We start from the raw sequence: 18,581 nt of genomic DNA on the forward strand, positions 1-18,581 counted from the left end.
GCGGGTCATGTCAGTCGATCCGTATCTCGCCCTGCATCAGGCCGGGTTGCTGTGAACCAGTGGACTCAACTCACCCTGACACGCAGGGAACGGCTCGCCGACTTGGCACAGCCCTCTTACGTGAAGCGATGGCGGTGCGTGGCCGCATGGACCTGGCCAGCTATGATCGACTGTTCCCGTCGCAGGACGTGCTGCCCGCGGGCGGCGTCGGGAACCTGATCGCCGCACCTTTGCACGGCAAGGCCCGCCAGGACGGCGCGACGGTATTCCTCGACCTGGCCACGATGGAACCAGACGATGACCAATGGACGTACCTGTCCTCGCTCGGCCGAATGAGCCCTGCCGAGGTTAATCGGGTCGCGCGCCGCGCCGGCGGAGTCACCGTCGGAGCCAGCATCGACAAGATCGGCGCCGCAGTCTCGACTCGGATCCGTACCACCGCACCCCCATCGTGCACGCCCGGCTTGGCTCGGGAATCCGTCTGGAATCAGGCGAGTTGACCCCGGCGTTGCACGCGACGCTGAAGCACGCGGCGTCGATGACCAACCCACTGTTCTACGAGCGCCAACGACTCCGAATGTCCACATGGGACACGCCGAGGTTCCTACGCAGCTACGAAACTCTCGACGGCGGGCTCGTCCTGCCCCGGGGGCTGCACGACACGGTGGCCTCGCTGGTCGAGCAGGCGGGCAGCCGCCTTGAGGTGATCGACGAGCAGCAGGCCGGCGAGACGCGGGAGTTCACATTCGCCGCTACGCTGACCCGGCAGCAGCAAGACGCCATAGACGATCTACGCGACCATGATCTCGGCGTGCTGGTCGCGCCGCCGGGCGCGGGCAAGACCGTGGTGGCCTGCGCGGTCATGGCTACCCACGCGACCTCCACGCTCGTGCTGGTCGACCGCAAGACTCTGGCCGACCAGTGGCGAACACGCATCAGCGAAATGCTGGGCGTCAAAGCCGGCCAACTCGGCGGTGGCCGCCGCAAAACCCGCGGCGTGATCGATGTCGTTATGCTGCAAACCCTGGCTCGCAAGACCGACATCGAGGAGCTCACCAGCGGCTACGGGCTGATCGTCGTCGACGAGTGCCACCACATCCCCGCCGCCGCGTTCGAGCACGCCGTCAAGCAGATCCCGGCCCGCCGCTGGCTCGGACTCACCGCCACCCCATACCGACGCGACAAGCTCGACGACTTGATCACCCTCCAGCTGGGCCCAATCCGGCACACCATCACTCACTCCACCCGGCCCAGTGTGGACTCGACACCCCAACTCGAGTTGGACACGACCGCGCACCGTCCGGTGCCGGCGCTCCACGTGCACGACACCGCCTACCGCTATGCCGGTGACGCCGACCCGACCAAGCCCGGTGGGATGGCGGCCATCTACCGCGATCTCGTCGCCGACGACGCCCGCCTCACCCAGGTCGTCGACGACGTGATCGCCGCGCTGAAACGGGGTCGGCACTGCCTGCTGCTCACCCAGTGGACCACCCACGTCGAACGGTTCGCCGACGAACTCCGGCAACGCTCGCTCGACCCGATCGTGCTGCGCGGCGGCATGAGCGCGACCGCCCGCCGCGACGCTCTCGCCCGCCTCCAACCCGCGAACGACGTACCGCTGCTGGTCGTCGCCACCGGACCATTCGCCGGCGAAGGATTCGACTGCCCTGTCCTGGACACGCTCTTCCTCGCCGCACCGATCGCGTTCAAAGGACGCCTCGTCCAATACGCAGGCCGCATCCTCCGCGCTCACCCCGACAAAGCCACCGCAGAAGTCCACGACTACCACGACATCAACACCGGCGTCCCGGCCTCGTCACTGGCCAAACGCGCGCCCGGCTACATCAGCCTCGGCTTCCCCGACCCCCGCCGAGCAGCAACACGTTGAGCAGGAGCGGCCAGCTGCAGACAGGCGCATTGGGCAATGCTGACCACGAGCACCACGTCCTGCCAGCTGATCTTGATCAGAACGACCAGGCGACAACCCACACCGTCCACGGGGATACACACGATTGAGTGGCCTTCCCGCTTGCGCGCAGCAGTCCGGTCGCGGTCGGCGCCGGATGTGGCTACCGTCGTAACTTGAGTCAGCAGCGGCCAGTGCCGCTGAGCCCATGGCGGTACCAAGCAAGTGCTGGTTCAGAGCCAAGGTGGGGCAGTGGACGCCAAGCCAGATTCGAAGCAGGGTCGTCGCGGGGCTCAATGTCGCGTGGATTCAACACCGCTTCGTGTTCGTGGTGTCCGTCACGACCCGCCCGATGCCAAGAAGATCGCGAAGGCACTCCTCGAACTCGCACGAGAACAGATGGCCGACAAGCCAGGTCACCGTCACGATCCCAACGCGATTAGTGGCGAGAGTTCGCCCCTGCCGTCTTTGCCCGCCAACCGGCCCAAGCCACGGCGGGTGCGACATCTCGATCAAGACCAAAGTCCAGATGCTGGTACAGGGCTACGCTGCGGGCGCGACGACCTATGAGCTGGGTGACCGGTTCGGCATCGACCGCCGTACCGTCAGTGCCATCCTCCACCAGTACAACGTTCCGATGCGCCGACGCGGCCTCTCCCCAAGCCAGGTGGACGAGGCGATCCACCTCTACCGTCTCGGCTGGTCACTCGCTCGAGTTGGCGAACACCTTGCTGTCGACCCGACCACAGTGCTGAACCGCCTGCAGGAACATGGCATCCGCACTCGCGACACACACGGACGGGCTCGATCTTGACATGCTGGCAGATCGTCGGCAGCTCACAGTCTCAGCAGTCGATACTCAAAACTAACTTAACTTCCAGCGGTCGAGTGAGGCTAGAACTAAAGTTTTACTGTAGTATGAGCCGGTGACCGTTGATCGACGTGACCTCCGTCGGCGGCTCTTCGAGCTCGCTGCCCAGCAGGGTGGCTATTTTACGGCCGCGCAGGCGAAGTCGCTCGGCTACTCCCACCAGGCGCAGGCCCATCACGTTGGAGCTGATAACTGGTGGCGCGTTGATCGCGGCCTGTTCCGCCTCGTTGAGTGGGTTCCGGGCGTCCATGATGAACTCGCTCGCTGGACCCTGTGGTCACGAGGACGCGCGATCGTGTCACACGAGTCAGCCATGGCCGTCCATGACATCGGCGAGTTCGAATCACGGTATATCCATCTGACAGTTCCACCCGGGTTCACCATGCGTGACGAAGCCGTAGCGCTTCACTACGCAGAGCTTCCCACCGATGACGTCTCCGCACGCTCGGGATACCGAGTGACCACTCCACTGCGCACGCTCATCGATATCGCCGCGAACGCGGCCGATGAGGATCAGCTTGCCCGCGCCATCGCCGACGCGCGGCGCGCCGGCCTCGTCACCACTCGCCGTCTCCGCTCCCGCGCCGAGACCCTTGACCCCCGCGCCGCGCTCTACATCGAACGCGCGATCCAGCAAGCGGAGACACAGTGACCTACCAATCGGCGCCGGCGCTCCGCACCGCATTGGAGCGCCGACTATCAGCACGATCCGCCGAGACCGGAGTCAGCCTGGACCGGCTACGCCGGCGGGTGATGTTCGAACGCATCATCGCCCGCATACAAGCGGCAGAGCCGGGGCAATGGGTACTCAAAGGTGGTATGGCACTTGAGGTTCGCCTGCGCGACGACGCCCGGCTGACCAAGGACGTCGATCTCGGCCTGCGCGATGACGTCAACAGCGCGCCAGACCTCCACGAGCGACTCATCGACATCCTCGCCGTCGACCTCGACCATGACTACTTCATCTTCGCTGCCGGCCCGCCGGAACGGCTACGCGACGACAGCGGCGGAGTCCCTACCTGGCGGGCCAAAGTCAGCGCGCAACTGGCCGACAAGCCTTTCGGAGGCATCCAGCTCGACGTGTCCCCCAGGACTCATGAACTTCATGCCACCGACAGGCTCGCCATACCCAACTCCTTGGCGTTCGCCGGGATCCCGACAGTTGAGGTCGAAGCGGTCGACATCCACCGACACGCCGCGGAGAAGTTCCACGGCATGCTCCGCGACTTCGGGGAACGCGAGAACTCGCGGGTCCGCGACCTCGTCGACCTCGCCATTCTGGTCGAACACGACCTGCTCGAACCCAAGCAAACGGCAGCCGCGGTCCGATCCGTATGGCTCGAACGCAACAACACCGCACCACCGGACAACCTCCCGCGGCTGCCAGAGTCGTGGCGGGACCGCTACCAGCGACTTGCCGCCAGCCACGGCATAGAAATTCCGCCGTACGTCGGAGCGGTGGCCACCGTGACCCAGCTATGGCTCACCATGTTCCCCCGCGAGTAGGCACACAACGGCCATCGCTCGAGCCAAGACGACCGTGCGAACCCCTGGGGCGGCGACCTCTGACCTAAACAATGCCACCCATAGGCAAGACACCTTAGCGAAGTTACAACCCGAAAGACCAGGTCAGGGCCCTCGAACAGCTTCGCGAGAAGCTTCCCAGCCTCGGCGCACCCGCACCGACGTCGGGCAAGCGGGACGGGCCGCGGCGGGCCCGGCAACTCGGCAGCGATCAAGTCGAACAGCTGATCGCCGGCTACCGGTCCGGCGCGACCGTGTACGAACTCGGTGACCGATTCGGCATCGAACGGCGGACGGTCAGCAGCATCCTCCACCGGAGCGGCGTGCCGATGCGTCGCAGTGGACTCTCGCCTGAACAGGTCGACAACGCCATCCACCTCTACAACCTCGGCTGGTCCCTCGCGCGAGTCGGCGACCACCTGGGCGTCAACCACACCACCGTCCTCAACAAGCTGCGCGAACGCGGCGTTCCGACCCGAGACACCCACGGACGTCCGCGTGTCGAAGCAGGTGATCCTCGATGACCCCCGTTCAGGTTCGGACGGCGCCACCGTCGTTCGGGCCATCACCGTGATCATGGGCGTGGTCGTTGGTTCGCTAGTGTGGTGACTTACCTGTGAACAGCGTCACCCATCAGGGTTCTCCTAGCGGTCGCGTCGCACCAGCACGGCCCAGACCACTTTCCCCCCGCTCCAAGACCGCGCACAGCCCCAGCGCCGGGCGGCCCGGACGACCAGCCACAGGCCCAGCCCCGGTTCCGTGCGGGTGAGCCGTTCGTGCAGCACGGCCGGACGCGGGTCGTCGTCGGCCACCGCCACGGTGAACCTTCCGCGCCGCAGCTCCAGCCGCAGCTGGGGCGTCGATTCCGTGTGCCCGAGCGCGTTCTCCACCAGTTCGGTCGCCACCATGAGGGCGTCATCGGTGTACTGGAGCACCCCCCACGTCGCGCAGACCCGTTGGACGAACGCCCGGGCGTCGGCCGACGCGGAGGAAGACGGGGCCAGCAGCCGGACGGCTCGCAGGCTCGGCGGTCGGTCGCGGGCTGCCTCCGCCGCTACGACGTCACGGCAGACCGGTACAGACCGGTGGATGTTCTGGGCCGCGAAGCCGGCCGCGTGGTCGGCGCGGGTGGTCACGACCGTGAACGGGATCGCCGGCCAGTCGACGATTCGGTCGGCGATCACGGAGAACACCGTCATCAGGGTGACGTCGGCGATCTCAAGGCCTTCGATGTCGACGACAACGCTTTCCGGCGCATCTGCGGCGATCCTGAGCACACCATCGCGTAGCTCCGGGTAGCCGGCCGGGGTGAGCCTGCCGGTCACCACTGCGACAGTCGATTCGGCCCGATGCTCCGCCGCTATGCGAAGACCACTACCAGTGGTCACGTGCTTACCTGGTTTCCGCTTGCGGGCTGCAGAACCGGCGCAACCTGTCCTTCGCCGACGCGCTTTGCCGGATCCTCCGGGGGCCACGCGGGATAAGGGCTCCGGCCCTCTGGAGCGCCCGGCACCAACCGGACCGGGCGCACATCGGTGGTTCACCGCATTCGTTCGGGAATCGTGTCCATGGTGTGCAGTAGTCGCACAGCGAGCGCCTGACAGGCGGTGTCCGACAATTCTGTGTTCTGTTTCAGAACATCTCGCACCAGTCTGACACGCTGGTCGTACCGGGACGCGAAGGCGGCTTCGGTGGTCATGATGTTTCCTTCTCAGGTTCGTCGTGTCCGCCGATGCAGACGCATCCGCGGTTGAACCCACCCGCCACGGTGGCCGTGCAGAAACGGCGTGCGATCGGATCGTGCGTGTGCTGGGCGTAGTGGCAGGCCGCGCACGCGACGACGGCCGTGCTGCCGGTCGCTGTGACGGCGGAAACCGGCGCCTGGCCCGTTGCTGCTCCGCCTGGTGTCACCGGTGGGCGCGGCGTCCGGACGGGTCCGGTGCCCACGTGCTCGCCGAGCCGGGGCGCCGCTGCGCGACGGGTGCTGCCCCACCGCCGGTGGACGGTGCCGGGGTGTACACCGGCCGGCGGAACAGGCTCCCGTACCGGTCTTCCGGGGAGGCGGTGAGCGCTCCGGGCCGGGGCTGCTCGGCGATGGGATGGCTGAACAGCGAACTGTCCATTGTGGAAGTACTGATCGAAGGGATCCTTTCGTGGTGCCGCTCGTGGGCGGCGTGGTTCAGGACTGCAGCTGCCCGGCGGCCGGCAATTCCGTGCTGTCGTCGGTGTTGTCCGGGTCTGCGGCGGCCGTGAGAGCGTGCCGTGCGACGTCGGGGCCGGCTTCCGGGGGGACGACCAGCAGGGTCGTTCGCTGCCGGTCCCAGCCGATCGCCGTCAAGCTGCCGGAGGGCTGCGACCGGAACCCCTCGAGCCGGACGGCGCTGTCGTCGAAGGTGACGCGCCGAGGTGGGTTCGGCCAGTCGCCGAGGTGGTAGGTGACCCGGTCGATTCGTCCCAGCCGAGCGGCCAGCGCCGCGAGCAGCCCGGGCAGTTCGGCGGCCAGATCGCGGGTCGGAGGCCACCATGCTCCGTCGACGTGCCCGGTGGCGGGTGCCGCCGGCTTCAGCCGTAGACGCGGTTCGGTGGCCGGTTGGGTGGGGAGAGTGGTGTTCGGGCCCGACGTCATGTCGGTGCTCCCGTCTCCGGCCGCTGATTTGCCGGCCGGACTGGGGCCGAGGACGGCGCAGGTTCGATCACTTGCGCACGAAATGCTCTCGGTCAACACCCAGCGTACGCGACGACTGCGCTGAGTGTGTGAAGAGTGTGACGCATCCGGACGACGAGCCGCCGGCGGCGGCGGGAAGGGCCGGCCGCGGTCCGCTACTCCGCGAGGTGCGGGTACTCCGCCGCGCGGTGCTGGAAGGCCAGCACGGCGGGATTCCGGACGACGCCGTCGCGGATCTCGATGGCGCGGCGGACGGTTTCGTCACCGTCCCAGGCGGACGGTCCGTCGAGGACTGTCTCCAGGAACGGGAGCAGGGCCTCGCTGTTCTCCCACGTGGCCGAGTTCCACAGGTAGGACGGGCTGTGGTCGACGGCGTAGTACGTGATGCCGTCGCCGACCACGAACGCCGGGTCGGCGAACGTGGTGGTCCGCGCCCAGCTGAAGCCCATGCCATCGTCGCAGGAGACGTCGACGATGAGGCTGCCGGGCGCGAACGCGGCGAGGTCGTCCTCGAGGAGGAAGGTCAACGGCGCGGCGGTGTCCTGCAGGACGCAGTTGACGACGATGTCGTGTTCGGCGAGGAACCCCGCCAGCGGTACCCGGCCGCGGTCGGTCAGGGCGTGGCTGCGGCGGGGGTCGCCGGGGTTGTTCACGTCGTGCTCGAACTGCACCATCGTCGCGGAGTGGATCGGCGAGCCGACCGCGGTGACGTCGCGGCCGGTGAGCACGCGCACGTCGTGCACGCCGTGCGCGTTGAGCGCGGTCACCGCTCCCCGCGCGGTCGCCCCGAAGCCGATCACCACCGCCCGCAATCGGCGGCCGTAGTCGCCGGTCGAGCCGATCACCTGCAGGGCGTGCAGCACCGAGGAGTAACCGGCCAGTTCGTTGTTCTTGTGGAAGACGTGCAGGCCGAACGAGCCGTCGCGGTTCCAGTGGTTCATCGCCTCGAAGGCGATCAGCGTCAACCGGCTGTCGATGGCCAGCTGGGTGAGCTCGCGGTCCTGGACGCAGTGCGGCCAGCCCCACAGCACCCGGCCCGGCCGCAGTTCGGCGACGTCCTGCGGCAGCGGTTTGGCCAGCAGGATGACGTCGCACTCGGCGATGAGCTGTTCCCGCGTGCGCATCCCGGCGACGGCGCCTGCCAGCTGGGTGTCGGGGACGCCGAAGGCTTCGCCGTAGCCGTGTTCGAGATAGATGCGGTCACGGATGCCTGCGTCGATTCGCTCGACGTGGCGGGGGTGGATCGGCAATCGGCGTTCACCCGCTTTCCGCGAATGCGCGATGACGCCGAGGGTGAGCTGGTGCACGTGGGCCCCTTTTGCTAGACCACAGTCTAAGCACGCGGCGAGTACGGTGCTCCGCTCGCGGGGTTCCGGCCGTCGGCTGGGTGGTACTGCGGGTGTTTTCGGGCGGATGTTCCGGCAGGCAGGCCGCGTTCGGGGTTGCCGAACCCGCGGGGTGCCGATGTGAAGCCGGGGTTGAGCTTGCGGGCCAGGCGTTCGGGCTTGGGCCAGCGGACGTCGGTGGCCCAGCCGAGCTTTTCGAAGAGCCAGATCAGGCGTGCGGACATGTCGAGCTGGCCGCGGCGGACGCCGTGGCGGGCGCCGGTGGGGTCGGCGTGGTGGGAGTTGTGCCACGACTCGCCCATGGACGCGATGGCCAGCGGCCAGAAGTTCGCGGACTTGTCGCGAGCGGCATAGGGCCGGTCGCCGATCAGGTGGCACAGGGAGTTCACCGACCAGGTGACGTGGTGCAGCACGGCCACCCGGACCAGGCCGGCCCAGAAGAACGCGGTCAGCGCGCCCCACCAGGACATCGTCACCAACCCGCCGATCAACGCCGGGGCAAGCAGAGTGACGACCGTGAGCGCGGGGAACCAGCGATCGATCCGGACGAGGTCGCGGTCGGCGAGCAGGTCCGGCGCGAAGCGCTGGGCGTTGGTCTTCTCGCGGTCGAACAGCCAGCCCATGTGGGCGTGCCAGAAACCCTTGGCGAGCGCGGCGGCGGACGTGCCGTAGCGCCAGGGGGAGTGCGGATCACCGTCGCGGTCGGCGTAGGCGTGGTGACGGCGGTGATCGGCGACCCAGCCGATCACCGGGCCCTGCATGGCCATGCTGCCCGCGACGGCGAGCGCGATCCGCAGCCCGCGGTTCGCCTTGAACGCGCCGTGGGTGAAGTAGCGGTGGAATCCGATCGTCACCCCGAGCCCGGTCAGGAAGTAGAACCCGGCGGTCAGTGCGACGTCGGTCCAGCTCAGGCCCCAGCCCCACGCGAACGGCACCGCCGCGGCCAGCGCCAGCAGCGGCACCACCGCGAACAGCTTGACGAGGAAGGTCTCGGTGCGGGTCTTCTCGCCCGCCAGCATCGGCTGCACGGCCTTGGCCGGGCGCGCTGACCGACGTTCGATGGTCTCTGTCATCTCCATCGCTCTTCCTGCTGATGTACCTGTTCACCGGATTTTGTGGCGATTACTAGGGATTAGCCCCCTGATGACGGTCTAAACCCGACGATCTGCACCGACGGCCGCCCGGCACGCCGGCCGGATGGCCTCTAGCGTGGCGAGCATGGAGCACGTCGAACCCGATACCCGCACCCTCGAGCGCGGTCTGAGCGAGTACGTGGGCGCGGTCGCGGCGGCGGTCGGTGTTCCGGACGAGAGCATGACGGTGGAGATCAGCGACACGGCCACCGCCTACCTCGGGCTGCCCGGGCGCTGGCGCGACCGGCCCGACCACGACGTCATGCTGGTCTGGAGCGAACGGCGCGGGTGGTCGCTCGCGGTGGAAACCGACCCCGGCGACGCCCCGGTCCTCATCGCGCACTACGGCGGTGACGACCTCGTGCCGCCGCCGGGCGCGGTCGCGCGGTTCGTCGCCGGCGCCGTCGCTGGGCACCACACCGGCCGGGAGCGTCCTGGCCCCGCGACCGCCCTGACCCGCAGGTCGCTGACCGAGCGGCTGAAGCCCTATCTCCGTCGCTCGCCGCGGCTATGTCCTGGATCTTCGACCCGGTCCGCACCGTGATCGCGGCACCGTCGACGCCGGCCTCGGCCACCGCGATGGCGCACACCGCCCCGGCCCAGCCGACCCGAGCGGGTGCGCGCTCGCTGACCAGCCGCCAGAGCTGCTCACGGCGTCCACCGCCGGTACCTCCGCACGTCCGGCGACCACAGGACGGAGACGCACCTCCGTCAGGCTCCATCCTTGCGGGTGGCGGCATCCGACACGGCTGTCCTTGACGGTCAGCACAGTCGTGCCCGAGTCTGGGATCGGAGCAGTTCGGCCCGCTGTCGGGCGGCTTTCGCGTCGGCGTACGCGCGTACCGCGGTCGCCGCCAGCCGGTCCGCTCGCTCCTCCAGGCTTTCCGCTTTGACGACGGCCCGGGCGATGGAGGCGACGCGGTTCTCGATTTCGTCGCGCATGTTCCTCTTAGGGCTCAGCCACCGGACCGGGGACTTCGGTCGCGGTGCCGACCCACTCGACGACTTCGCCGTTGTCGTCGAAGAGGGGGACGGCCCGGGAGTGGGTCCAGCCGAGGGTGCCGTCGGCGCGGCGGACGCGGTGGACGGCGTCGAACACGTTCTTGGTGCGCACGGCCTCGTCGATCGCGGCGAGCACGCCGGGCTGGTCGTCCGGGGCGATGTAGCTGTCGAGCCAGGAGTGGCTGGGGGCGGTGGTGTCGGCGATGAACCCGCGGCCGTCGAGCCCGCGCATCTCGCTCCAATCGGGATTCATCCGGTAGACCGCGTCGAAGGTGGCCGCGACGAGGGCGCGGAACCGGCGGTCGCCGATTTCCCGGACGCGGCGGCGTTCGAGCTGGGCGGCGACGCGGGCGACCAGCTCGCTGGGTGCGAACGGCTTGACCAGGTAGTCGTCGGCACCGGCGGTGAGGCCCTCGACGGTGGCTTCCTCGCCGGCACGGGCGCTGAGCATGATCAGCGGCACCTCCCGCAGCGCGGGGTCGGCCCGCAGGCGGTGGGCCAGTTCCAGCCCGTCCATTTCCGGCATCATGACGTCGGCGACGATCAGGTCGGGCGGGTCCCGGCGGGCCGACTCCAGCGTCTGCTGCGCGTCGCCGACGGCGTGGACGTGCCAGTTCGGTGACAGGAGCCGGGTGAGGTAGTCCCGCATGTCGCGGTTGTCGTCGACGACCAGCAGCCGTGCGCGGTCAGGCTGCGCTGGGGCCGGTGTGTCGTCGGTGTGGGTGTCCCAGTGCTCCGCGGCCTCAGCGAGGGCGACGGCGGTGGCGCGGTGGATGCGGCCGGAACCGGGCTTCTCGGCGGTCCGGGACTCCCGGCGCGAGATCCACACGGTGAACTCGCTGCCCTCGCCCACGGTGCTGCGCACCTTGACCCGGCCGTGCAGGAGCCGGGCGAGCTCGTGGACCAGCGCCAGGCCGATGCCGGCGCCGTCGTGGGTGCGCGAGCGGGTGGCGGGGGCGCGGTGGAAGCGGGTGAACACCTTGGCCAGCTCGTCTTCCGGGATGCCGACCCCGGTGTCGCGCACGACGAGCTGAACGTGCTGAGGCAGCTCGCGCAAGGTGATGGTGATCGTGCCGGTGAAGGTGAACTTCACGGCGTTCGACAACAGGTTGGCGACGATCTTCTCCCACATCTCCGGGTCGACCGGGACCGGCGCGCTCAGGGGCGGGCAGTCGACCTCCAGGGTGATCCCGGCGTGGTCGGTCGCGCCGCGGAAGGTGCTGGCGATGTCTTCGGTGGCCTGGGCGAGGTCGGTGGGTTCGGACCGGGCCCGCAGGCGGCCCGCCCCGATTTGCGAGAAGTCGAGCAGGGTTTCGACCATGCCCAGCAGCCGGCGGGCGTTGCGGGCGGCGATGTCGACCTGGTCACGCAGGTGGGCGGGCAACTCCGACACGGGTGCGGCGAGGTCGTCGAGGGGAGCGAGCAGCAGGGTGAGCGGGGTGCGCAGCTCATGGCTGACGGTGGACAGGAACTGCGTTTTGACGCGGTCGAGTTCGGCCAGCTGGTCGATCCGTTCGCTCTGGCGCCGGCGGTGTACCGCGTCGGTGAGCGCGGCGGTGGCCTGGGCGGCGACCAGGCCGAGGAAGTGCCGGTAGGTCTCGTCCAGCGGCAGCCGCGGGCTCACGCCGAGGATCAGCACCCCCGCGGGTGCGCGGGCGGGGGTTTCGCCGAGTGGGAAGAGCATCGCGGACCCGGGTTCTTCGTCGTCCGCGCCGACGGTCACCCCGCGGAAGGCGTGTGCCAGATCGGTCGTGAGGACGGGTTCGCCGGTCGCCACCAGCTCGGCCAGCGGCCACTTCGGCCGCCGCCAGGACAGCAACGCGGTGTGCGGCGCCAGCGGCCCGCCGGCCGGGGTGCCCACGGTGGCCACGAGTTCCGCCCGCTGCCGCGTCGGGTCGGTGAGGTAGCCGGCGGCGAAGGGGATGTCGGGGGCGTCGTCGCCGAGCGCCCCAATGAAGGTTTCGAGCGCCGCGCGCCCGGACGCCGACTTCCTGGTGTACCCGGCGAGAGTGCTCAGCAGGTCGAGGCGGCGACGGCCGAGCATTTCGTGCGTCGTCTCGATGGCCGTGACCAGCACGCCCGCCGGTGCCGGGCCGTCTCCGCGCAGGGGGCTGAAGGTCAGGTCGAACCAGGCGTTCTCGGTGTCGCCGTGCCGGGTGATCGGGTAGAGCGCGTCCTTGAGCGAGACGGCTTCCCCCGCCAGCGCCCGCCGGTAGCGGGGTTCGTTGAGGTGCCAGACCTCCGGCCAGCACTCCCGGTTGGCCTGGCCGAGGCCGGCGGGGTGCTTGGCACCCATCACCAGCCGGTAGGCGTCGTTGTAGAATTGCAGCAGATCCGGGCCCCACAGCACGCACATCCCCACCGGGCTGTCGAGCACCGTCCGGACCAGGGTGACCAGCTGCGCCGGCCACTGCCGCACCGGCCCCAGCGGCGTCTGGCTCCAGTCGACCTTCCGCGCCAGCGTGGCGACTTCGCCGGTCCCGGCGAACACGACGTCGGCGCCGGGGCGGTCCCCGGCGCCCCGGGGCAGCAGGCCGCCCTGCGCGACGTCCCACAGCACCGGCCCGATCTCGGGCAGGTCGAGCACCAGGTTCGCCACGCCCGCTTCGGACACGGCCCGCGGCATCGACGAGTACTCGGCGGACTGCTCGCTCTGCGCGATGACGGTTCCACCCGCCTTCTTGATCGCCCGGGCCCCGGCCAGGCCGTCGTGGCCCATGCCCGACAGCACCACGGCCACCGCGCGCTCGCCGACCGAGCCGGCGAGGGAGGCCAGCAACACGTCGAGCACGCCGCCGGAACCGGGACCGGTGGCCGGGGCCAGCGACAGCGTGCCGTCCGGCAGCAACTCGAGCACCGTCCGCCCGGGGCACACGGTCACGGTGCCCGGCCGCAGCGCCTCTCCGTCGGCGGCCCACTCGACGCGCAGCGGCAGCCGGCGGCCCAGGATGTCGACCAGCCGCCCGCCGTGCCCGCCCAGGTGCTGGGCGACCACCACGGCGAACCCGAAATCGGCGGGCAGCGCGCTGAGCACGGAGGTGATGGCCCCGAGCCCGCCCGCGGACGCGACCAGCGCGACGACCGGCGCAGCGGTGTGCCCCGGCGCGCCGGGGATTTTGAGCGGGGATGACACCATCGCCCCAGTCTGCTCGCTGGTACAAGGTTCCCGCATTTCGTTCGGCGCCCCGAGCCGAACCGAGTGGCGGGCCCACTCGGCGCTACTTTGGTTACGCTGTGGGCGGTCGCTCCCGCCGTTCGAGGCCGGCGCCACCGAACACCGGCGGAGCTTCCGGGCAACTGCGTGGCGTCGTTTCCGAGTCCGATCGTCAGGTCGAACCCTGGTGTGGGGTGGCCGGAATGCTGGAGTCTCAACCAGCTGGCCACCCCAGGTCCCGTACCTGTGGTGAAAAGATCAACCGTCTGATTCGCCTGCCGAGCGTGCATCAACTCGCTTGCCGAAGGGCTCCCGGCGACCACGCCGGTGCTTCGGCGCCGGGGTGAGGAGGTCGGCGCTCTACCAGCGGTTCACGACCCACGCGAAAGATACTGGTGAACATCTTCGAGACGGCGCTGCATCGTCGGCTCATCGGTTGTCCGTCGTCGTGGAGCGGTTCAGTCCAGGAGCCGTTGCACCACACCCGCAGCCCCTTTCGTGGAGGGCCGGCGTGGGACGGGACTGGAGCGCGGGCGGTTTGGCCTCACCAGTGAGCCGAGGAGCCGAGCCGTCATGCCGCCGATGTTTTTCTCTTGCCCCGCAACGGATCGGCGCACATGCCGACCGCGTTGTTCACCGCGACCAGGACAGCCGAGTCGACCGTGATCGCGGTCGCCGGCGAGGTCGACCTCGCCGTCGCCGGCCGCTTCGCCGCGCTCATCAACCAGGAACTTCGCTCACGTTCTGCGCCGCGCGCGGGCTCGCCGTGTTGCTCGATGCGACCGCCGACGCCCTCATCGCCGGAGTGCCGTTCGCGATCTGTGGCCAGTGCCGGCCGTTGCTGCGCCCGATCGACGTGCTCGGCCTCAACCACGCCCCACCTCTTCATCGCAGCACCGCCGAGGCGCTCGCCTGGCTGGCATTTCTGCCCAGGCTGAGCGGGCAGGACATCCGCTGATTTCCCAGGCCGGCTACGAACTGTCGGGATCATCGCAGTCGACGCGTCCCCAGACGAGCTTGCCGTCATCGTGGGAACTCCCCCCCACTCGGCACACACCTGATCGACCACCAGCAGTCCACGGCCGCCACTGTGGTCGGGAACGCGCATCCGTGGCTCGCCGGCACCGACGTCGGCGACCGCGACCGTGACCTTGCACGGGTCGTGCGTGTGGTGGATCCGCAACTGATCGGGTCCACCAGCGTGCTGGTACGCGTTCTCCAGCAGTTCCTCGGCGACCATCATCGTGTCGAGGCGATCGTTTTCACTCAACGTGGTCAGTCGGCCCTCGATCCATCGACGGGCGGCGGTCAGGGCCCCGGGGTTCGTGCCGGCCAGCTCCAGGACCTGCCAGCCTTCCTGACCGTATGTACTCCAGGTGACGAGCACCGTGCGGCTCCTTAGCTGTGCCGCGCTGGCTGCTGCGAGCGCGGCACTCCATCCCATTGGCCTACCCCCGGTGCAGGTAGTTACTCGTCCTTCTGGCCACGATCGGTGACTACTGGTCGGGGTCGCTGGAGAGAAACACTGGTTGCGCCGGAACTTGTCTCCCGGGCGCGGGAGCCGGGTTGTCACGAAGGCATGTCGTGGCTGTGCGGGCTGCGGTTCCGGCGTGGGCTACCTCGCGGCGACCATCACCGAGACCAGGTCATGGTGACAGTGGTGCCCTCGGTTCCGTTGTCGATCGTGGCGTGGTCGGCCAGCGTGTGGATGAGCGGGAGTCCGCGGCCGTGCAGCAGACCGGGGCGCGCGGCGGGTTGCCACCGGCCGTGGTCGGCGACGGTCACGGTGAGGCTCTGGTCGTGGCTGCGGGCGAGCAGCGAGAAGGTGCCGAGCTGTCCGGGGTAGGCGTGCACGACGACGTTGGCCATGGCCTCGTAGACCGCCAGCTGCAGTCCGGGGATCCGATCGGGATACAGGCCGGCGCGGGCGGCCCAGGCGGCGATCTCCTCGCGCAAGAGGGCGAGCTGCGCCGGGTTCGCCGGTGCTGTGGGATGGCAAAGATCCGAGACGTCCGATTCGCGGGCGGCCGGGCCGGAGATGCTTTCGTTGCCGGAATCGCCGACTGGGGAATTCGGGGTGGGCATGGCGGATCAGGACGGGGGGAGAGCGTCGGTCTGGCTGGGGAAGACCGTCAGGATCTTGTCGAGGCCGGTCAGGGCCATGGCCCGATACGGCATACCGTCGGCGGGGGCCACCACGCGGACCTGGCTGCCCGCGGACGCCGCCGTGTGGGCTTGAGCGAGGATCGACAGCCCGGAGGAGTCCAGGAAGGTGACCGCGGTCAGATCGATGATCAGCGTTGTGGGGTGCCGGGCGGCCGCGGCGGTGACGGCCTCGCTCACCAGCGGCGCGGTCAGCAGGTCGACTTCGCCGTGCAGCGCGATGACCAGTGCCCCGCCGGGGCCTTCGACGACGTTCGAGCTGATGCGCAACGCATCGTCGGGTAGCCCGGGGTCTGCACTCACGCAGCGCCCTCCACTATCGGCGCCATAAGGTCCTTCTTCCGCGCGAGTGAGGCTATTACCCCGGTTGCCCTTGGCACGCTTACCCGGCCAAGCCATGGTTCAAACGTCTGCTCGACGACTCGTCAAGATCATTCACCGGCGAACGGCCGAGACCCCCGGATCGGCAGCGAATACCCCGTGGAACCGGCGCAAGAAGTGACCCCTTCCAAGGTCTGGTCACTTCTCGTCAAAGTTCAGCTGGTAGTCGCGGCGCTGGCCACTGCCGTGACCGCGCCGCTCTTCCCCAGTGCGGAACACGGACCAGAGGGCGTGCCACAGCCGCCGAAGCTCTCCCACTCGTCCTCCGGCGCCCGCGCGAGCTCATCGCCTCACGTAAGCCCACGCCTTGCCGCCCTCCCCGACCTGATCTCGCGCTGCCGTGCCCATGCCGCCGGCCCGCCCGGTCAGGCGAGATTCCCCATCGAGGTGACCGGAGTCGCCTTGCGCAGCCTCGCGACTGATTACATCATCACTTTTGATGAAACTATCGGGTCGAGGCTGGCTCGGGCCGTCGATCGAGGAGGTACGCAATGCCGGTGCAAGAGCTGCAGGCGAAGTTCGAGAAGTTGCCGGTCGCGGTGCGCGAGAAGGTCGACACCGTGCTGGCCGATGCGAAGGTCGCACTGAAGCTGCGGATCGCGGAATTTCTGGCGGACAAGGAAGAGCAGGCCGAGCACGCAGTCACCACCGCGGGCCGGGTCGGCGCCAAGAGCGGTGAGGTCTCCGAGTTGACGGCCATCATGCCGCTGAAGCCGAACGGCGCGGAGCGGCTGCGAAAGTTCTTCCGGCTGGTCGGCGGAAACCTCGCGGGCGCGGCCAGGTCGGAACGCTGCACAACATGCGGTTCGTGTTCCTGGACAACGACACGAAGCTGCTGTTCGCCACGGCCTACGACGGTGAGTGGGACCCCTACATCGACGACTTCGCCACCAAGATCCCCGACTTCATGGACTACCTGTTCAGCAACGTCGAGGGCTGGCCGGGCATCGCCTCGCCGGAGGTCAAGGACTTCATCGTCCGCTACCAGATCCCGGCCGAGGCGTGGTTCGTGTCGCACCCGAACGTCACCGTGGCGGAGACCAACCGTCTCAAGCGGCTCGACGCCACGGTGCAGAAGTTCCTCGGCGACCTCAACTGACGGCCGTGGACGTGTTCCGACACCTGAAGAGGCGTCCGACGCTCGACCTGGACGACATCCAGGCGACGGTGCTGCGTGCGCGGCCGGAGCCCTACTTCGGCACGCACGCGATCATCGAGATCACCGACCAGGCCGCGGGCAAGGAGCTGCTGCGGCGCCTGGCCCCGCGCGTGCCCTCCGCGGCCCGCTGGGACGAGCCGCGCCCGTCCTGGCTGGCACTGGCGATCAGCTACCGCGGGCTGGTGGCCTTGGGCGTGCCGCAGGCGTCGCTCGACTCCTTTCCGGCCAACTTCCGCGCCGGCATGGCCGGGCGTGCCGAGCGGCTGCGCGACACCGGTCCGAACGCGCCGGAGCACTGGGAAGCCCCGTTCGGCGGCCCGGCCGTGCACCTGGCCGTCACGGTCTATGCCGCGAACGAGGCCGATCGGCGCACCGAGGTCACGGGCTACGAGCAGCAGCTGCGCGGCCTGCCCGGAGTGAAGCTGTTGTCGCACCAGGACTTCGGCGCGAACGGGTTCAACGTGTTCGGCTACCGGGACGGGTTCTCCCAGCCGGTGGTCGAGGGCAGTGGCGCCGAGCCGCTGCCGGGCGATGGGCGGCCGATCAAGGCGGGCGAGTTCGTGCTCGGCTACCCCAGCGAAACAGGCCACCCACTGGCCATGCCGGCGCCCGACGTGCTCGGCCGCAACGGAACCTTCGTCGTGTTCCGCAAATACCACTCGCACGTGGCCGCGTTCAACCGGTGGTTGCGGGACAACGGGCGGACCGAGCAGGAACGAGAGCTGCTGGCGGCCAAGCTCGTGGGCCGCTGGCGCAGCGGCGCGCCACTGGCGCTCTCGCCCACCGGCGACGACCCGGCACTCGGGGAAGATCCGCGCCGGATCAACGACTTCGACTACGCCGACGACCCGCGCGGACTGAAGACCCCGCTGGGTTCCCACATCCGCCGGATGAACCCGCGCGACACCAAGCTCGAAGTGCTCACCGACGTCAACATCCGGCGCGTCGTGCGGCGCAGCACCTCCTTCGGCGAGCCGACGACGGCGCTGTCCGACGACGGCGCCGATCGCGGGCTGGACTTCATCGCCCTCGGCGCACGCGCGATCGACAACGTCGAGTTCCTGCAGAGCGAATGGGTCAACTCCGGCAACTTCGTCGGCCTCGGCAAAGAAAAAGACCCGCTCATTTCGCTGCAGGACACGGGCGCCTACTTCACCGTGCCCGGCACACCCCCGCGGCGGGTGCAGGGCATCCAGAGCTTCAACACCCTGCGGGGCGGCGAGTACTTCTTCATGCCCAGCCTGTCCGCCATCCGCTGGCTCAGCACCTGAGAG

The 18,581-nt window shown here is 69.0% G+C and carries 22 protein-coding genes; 9 read left to right on the forward strand and 13 right to left on the reverse strand.

Annotation, left to right across the window (positions count from 1 at the left end; genetic code table 11):
* Window positions 1-59 precede the first annotated feature (59 nt).
* From A3CE_RS53520 to A3CE_RS0117745, 6 genes are all read left to right on the forward strand, one after another.
* The gene (locus tag A3CE_RS53520; protein WP_376741696.1) at window positions 60-500 is read left to right on the forward strand and encodes a TOTE conflict system archaeo-eukaryotic primase domain-containing protein; all 441 of its coding nucleotides are present in this window, start codon (window positions 60-62) and stop codon (window positions 498-500) included.
* Window positions 497-1,891 carry a DEAD/DEAH box helicase gene (locus A3CE_RS51215; RefSeq protein WP_020641446.1) on the forward strand — a complete coding sequence of 465 codons (1,395 nt, stop codon included), beginning with the start codon at window positions 497-499 and terminating at the stop codon, window positions 1,889-1,891. The genes A3CE_RS53520 and A3CE_RS51215 overlap by 4 nt, the downstream gene beginning before the upstream one ends.
* A gap of 547 nt (window positions 1,892-2,438) precedes the next feature.
* Window positions 2,439-2,723, forward strand: a complete 285-nt coding sequence (locus tag A3CE_RS55230) for a hypothetical protein (RefSeq protein WP_084641596.1) — start codon at window positions 2,439-2,441, stop codon at window positions 2,721-2,723.
* Window positions 2,724-2,835: 112 nt separating this feature from the next.
* Entirely contained in the window at window positions 2,836-3,432 is a 597-nt protein-coding gene (locus tag A3CE_RS0117735; protein WP_026468598.1) for a type IV toxin-antitoxin system AbiEi family antitoxin domain-containing protein, read from the forward strand.
* A complete protein-coding gene (locus tag A3CE_RS0117740) occupies window positions 3,429-4,286 on the forward strand; it encodes a nucleotidyl transferase AbiEii/AbiGii toxin family protein (protein WP_026468599.1) in 858 nt (285 codons plus the stop codon). Before A3CE_RS0117735 ends, A3CE_RS0117740 begins: the two co-directional genes overlap by 4 nt.
* A gap of 272 nt (window positions 4,287-4,558) precedes the next feature.
* On the forward strand, window positions 4,559-4,828 hold the full coding sequence (locus A3CE_RS0117745) for a hypothetical protein (protein ID WP_020641450.1): 270 nt from the start codon (window positions 4,559-4,561) through the stop codon (window positions 4,826-4,828).
* A gap of 120 nt (window positions 4,829-4,948) precedes the next feature.
* Here the strand turns inward: A3CE_RS0117745 and A3CE_RS0117750 are convergent, their stop codons facing one another.
* The 7 genes from A3CE_RS0117750 to A3CE_RS55235 form a co-directional block, all read right to left on the reverse strand.
* Window positions 4,949-5,632 carry an ATP-binding protein gene (locus tag A3CE_RS0117750; protein ID WP_020641451.1) on the reverse strand — a complete coding sequence of 228 codons (684 nt, stop codon included), beginning with the start codon at window positions 5,630-5,632 and terminating at the stop codon, window positions 4,949-4,951.
* 212 nt (window positions 5,633-5,844) lie between these two features.
* Window positions 5,845-6,003, reverse strand: a complete 159-nt coding sequence (locus A3CE_RS51220) for a DUF6307 family protein (RefSeq protein ID WP_020641452.1) — start codon at window positions 6,001-6,003, stop codon at window positions 5,845-5,847.
* Window positions 6,000-6,251, reverse strand: a complete 252-nt coding sequence (locus A3CE_RS59895; RefSeq protein WP_376741697.1) for an RGCVC family protein — start codon at window positions 6,249-6,251, stop codon at window positions 6,000-6,002. The genes A3CE_RS51220 and A3CE_RS59895 overlap by 4 nt, the downstream gene beginning before the upstream one ends.
* Window positions 6,212-6,427 (reverse strand): hypothetical protein, encoded by a 216-nt coding sequence (locus A3CE_RS0117760; protein WP_020641453.1) that lies wholly within the window; start codon window positions 6,425-6,427, stop codon window positions 6,212-6,214. The genes A3CE_RS59895 and A3CE_RS0117760 overlap by 40 nt, the downstream gene beginning before the upstream one ends.
* Before the next feature lie 56 nt (window positions 6,428-6,483).
* Window positions 6,484-6,930 (reverse strand): DUF5994 family protein, encoded by a 447-nt coding sequence (locus tag A3CE_RS0117765; RefSeq protein ID WP_020641454.1) that lies wholly within the window; start codon window positions 6,928-6,930, stop codon window positions 6,484-6,486.
* A 194-nt stretch (window positions 6,931-7,124) separates the two neighbouring features.
* The gene (locus A3CE_RS0117770) at window positions 7,125-8,276 is read right to left on the reverse strand and encodes a N(5)-(carboxyethyl)ornithine synthase (protein ID WP_020641455.1); all 1,152 of its coding nucleotides are present in this window, start codon (window positions 8,274-8,276) and stop codon (window positions 7,125-7,127) included.
* 26 nt (window positions 8,277-8,302) lie between these two features.
* Window positions 8,303-9,388, reverse strand: coding sequence for an acyl-CoA desaturase (locus tag A3CE_RS55235; RefSeq protein WP_245589808.1), 1,086 nt, complete (start codon window positions 9,386-9,388; stop codon window positions 8,303-8,305).
* A 145-nt stretch (window positions 9,389-9,533) separates the two neighbouring features.
* Here A3CE_RS55235 and A3CE_RS51235 point away from each other — a divergent pair, with 145 nt between their 5' ends.
* Window positions 9,534-9,992, forward strand: coding sequence for a DUF6292 family protein (locus A3CE_RS51235; RefSeq protein WP_020641457.1), 459 nt, complete (start codon window positions 9,534-9,536; stop codon window positions 9,990-9,992).
* Between the two features lie 218 nt (window positions 9,993-10,210).
* On the opposite strand, the gene A3CE_RS0117785 is transcribed toward A3CE_RS51235, so the two are convergent.
* The 6 genes from A3CE_RS0117785 to A3CE_RS58040 all read right to left on the reverse strand — a co-directional run bounded on the left by A3CE_RS0117785 (window position 10,211) and on the right by A3CE_RS58040 (window position 16,786).
* Window positions 10,211-10,390 carry a hypothetical protein gene (locus A3CE_RS0117785; protein WP_020641458.1) on the reverse strand — a complete coding sequence of 60 codons (180 nt, stop codon included), beginning with the start codon at window positions 10,388-10,390 and terminating at the stop codon, window positions 10,211-10,213.
* 7 nt (window positions 10,391-10,397) lie between these two features.
* Window positions 10,398-13,586 (reverse strand): chemotaxis protein CheB, encoded by a 3,189-nt coding sequence (locus A3CE_RS51240; RefSeq protein WP_020641459.1) that lies wholly within the window; start codon window positions 13,584-13,586, stop codon window positions 10,398-10,400.
* Between the two features lie 589 nt (window positions 13,587-14,175).
* Window positions 14,176-14,991, reverse strand: coding sequence for an ATP-binding protein (locus A3CE_RS58665; RefSeq protein ID WP_245589546.1), 816 nt, complete (start codon window positions 14,989-14,991; stop codon window positions 14,176-14,178).
* 245 nt (window positions 14,992-15,236) lie between these two features.
* Complete coding sequence (locus tag A3CE_RS0117810; RefSeq protein ID WP_020641460.1) at window positions 15,237-15,689, reverse strand: ATP-binding protein; 453 nt, start codon at window positions 15,687-15,689, stop codon at window positions 15,237-15,239.
* A gap of 6 nt (window positions 15,690-15,695) precedes the next feature.
* Entirely contained in the window at window positions 15,696-16,070 is a 375-nt protein-coding gene (locus A3CE_RS0117815; RefSeq protein WP_063714210.1) for an STAS domain-containing protein, read from the reverse strand.
* A 500-nt stretch (window positions 16,071-16,570) separates the two neighbouring features.
* Window positions 16,571-16,786 (reverse strand): hypothetical protein, encoded by a 216-nt coding sequence (locus A3CE_RS58040; RefSeq protein WP_211231854.1) that lies wholly within the window; start codon window positions 16,784-16,786, stop codon window positions 16,571-16,573.
* A 161-nt stretch (window positions 16,787-16,947) separates the two neighbouring features.
* Between A3CE_RS58040 and A3CE_RS58045 the strand changes: the two genes are divergently transcribed.
* Together A3CE_RS58045 and A3CE_RS0117825 are read left to right on the forward strand one after the other, a co-directional pair.
* Window positions 16,948-17,247, forward strand: a complete 300-nt coding sequence (locus A3CE_RS58045; protein WP_020641463.1) for a hypothetical protein — start codon at window positions 16,948-16,950, stop codon at window positions 17,245-17,247.
* A 5-nt stretch (window positions 17,248-17,252) separates the two neighbouring features.
* On the forward strand, window positions 17,253-18,578 hold the full coding sequence (locus tag A3CE_RS0117825) for a Dyp-type peroxidase (protein ID WP_020641464.1): 1,326 nt from the start codon (window positions 17,253-17,255) through the stop codon (window positions 18,576-18,578).
* The last annotated feature ends 3 nt before the right edge of the window (window positions 18,579-18,581 follow it).

The organism is Amycolatopsis balhimycina FH 1894, from assembly GCF_000384295.1.
Taxonomy (GTDB): domain Bacteria; phylum Actinomycetota; class Actinomycetes; order Mycobacteriales; family Pseudonocardiaceae; genus Amycolatopsis; species Amycolatopsis balhimycina.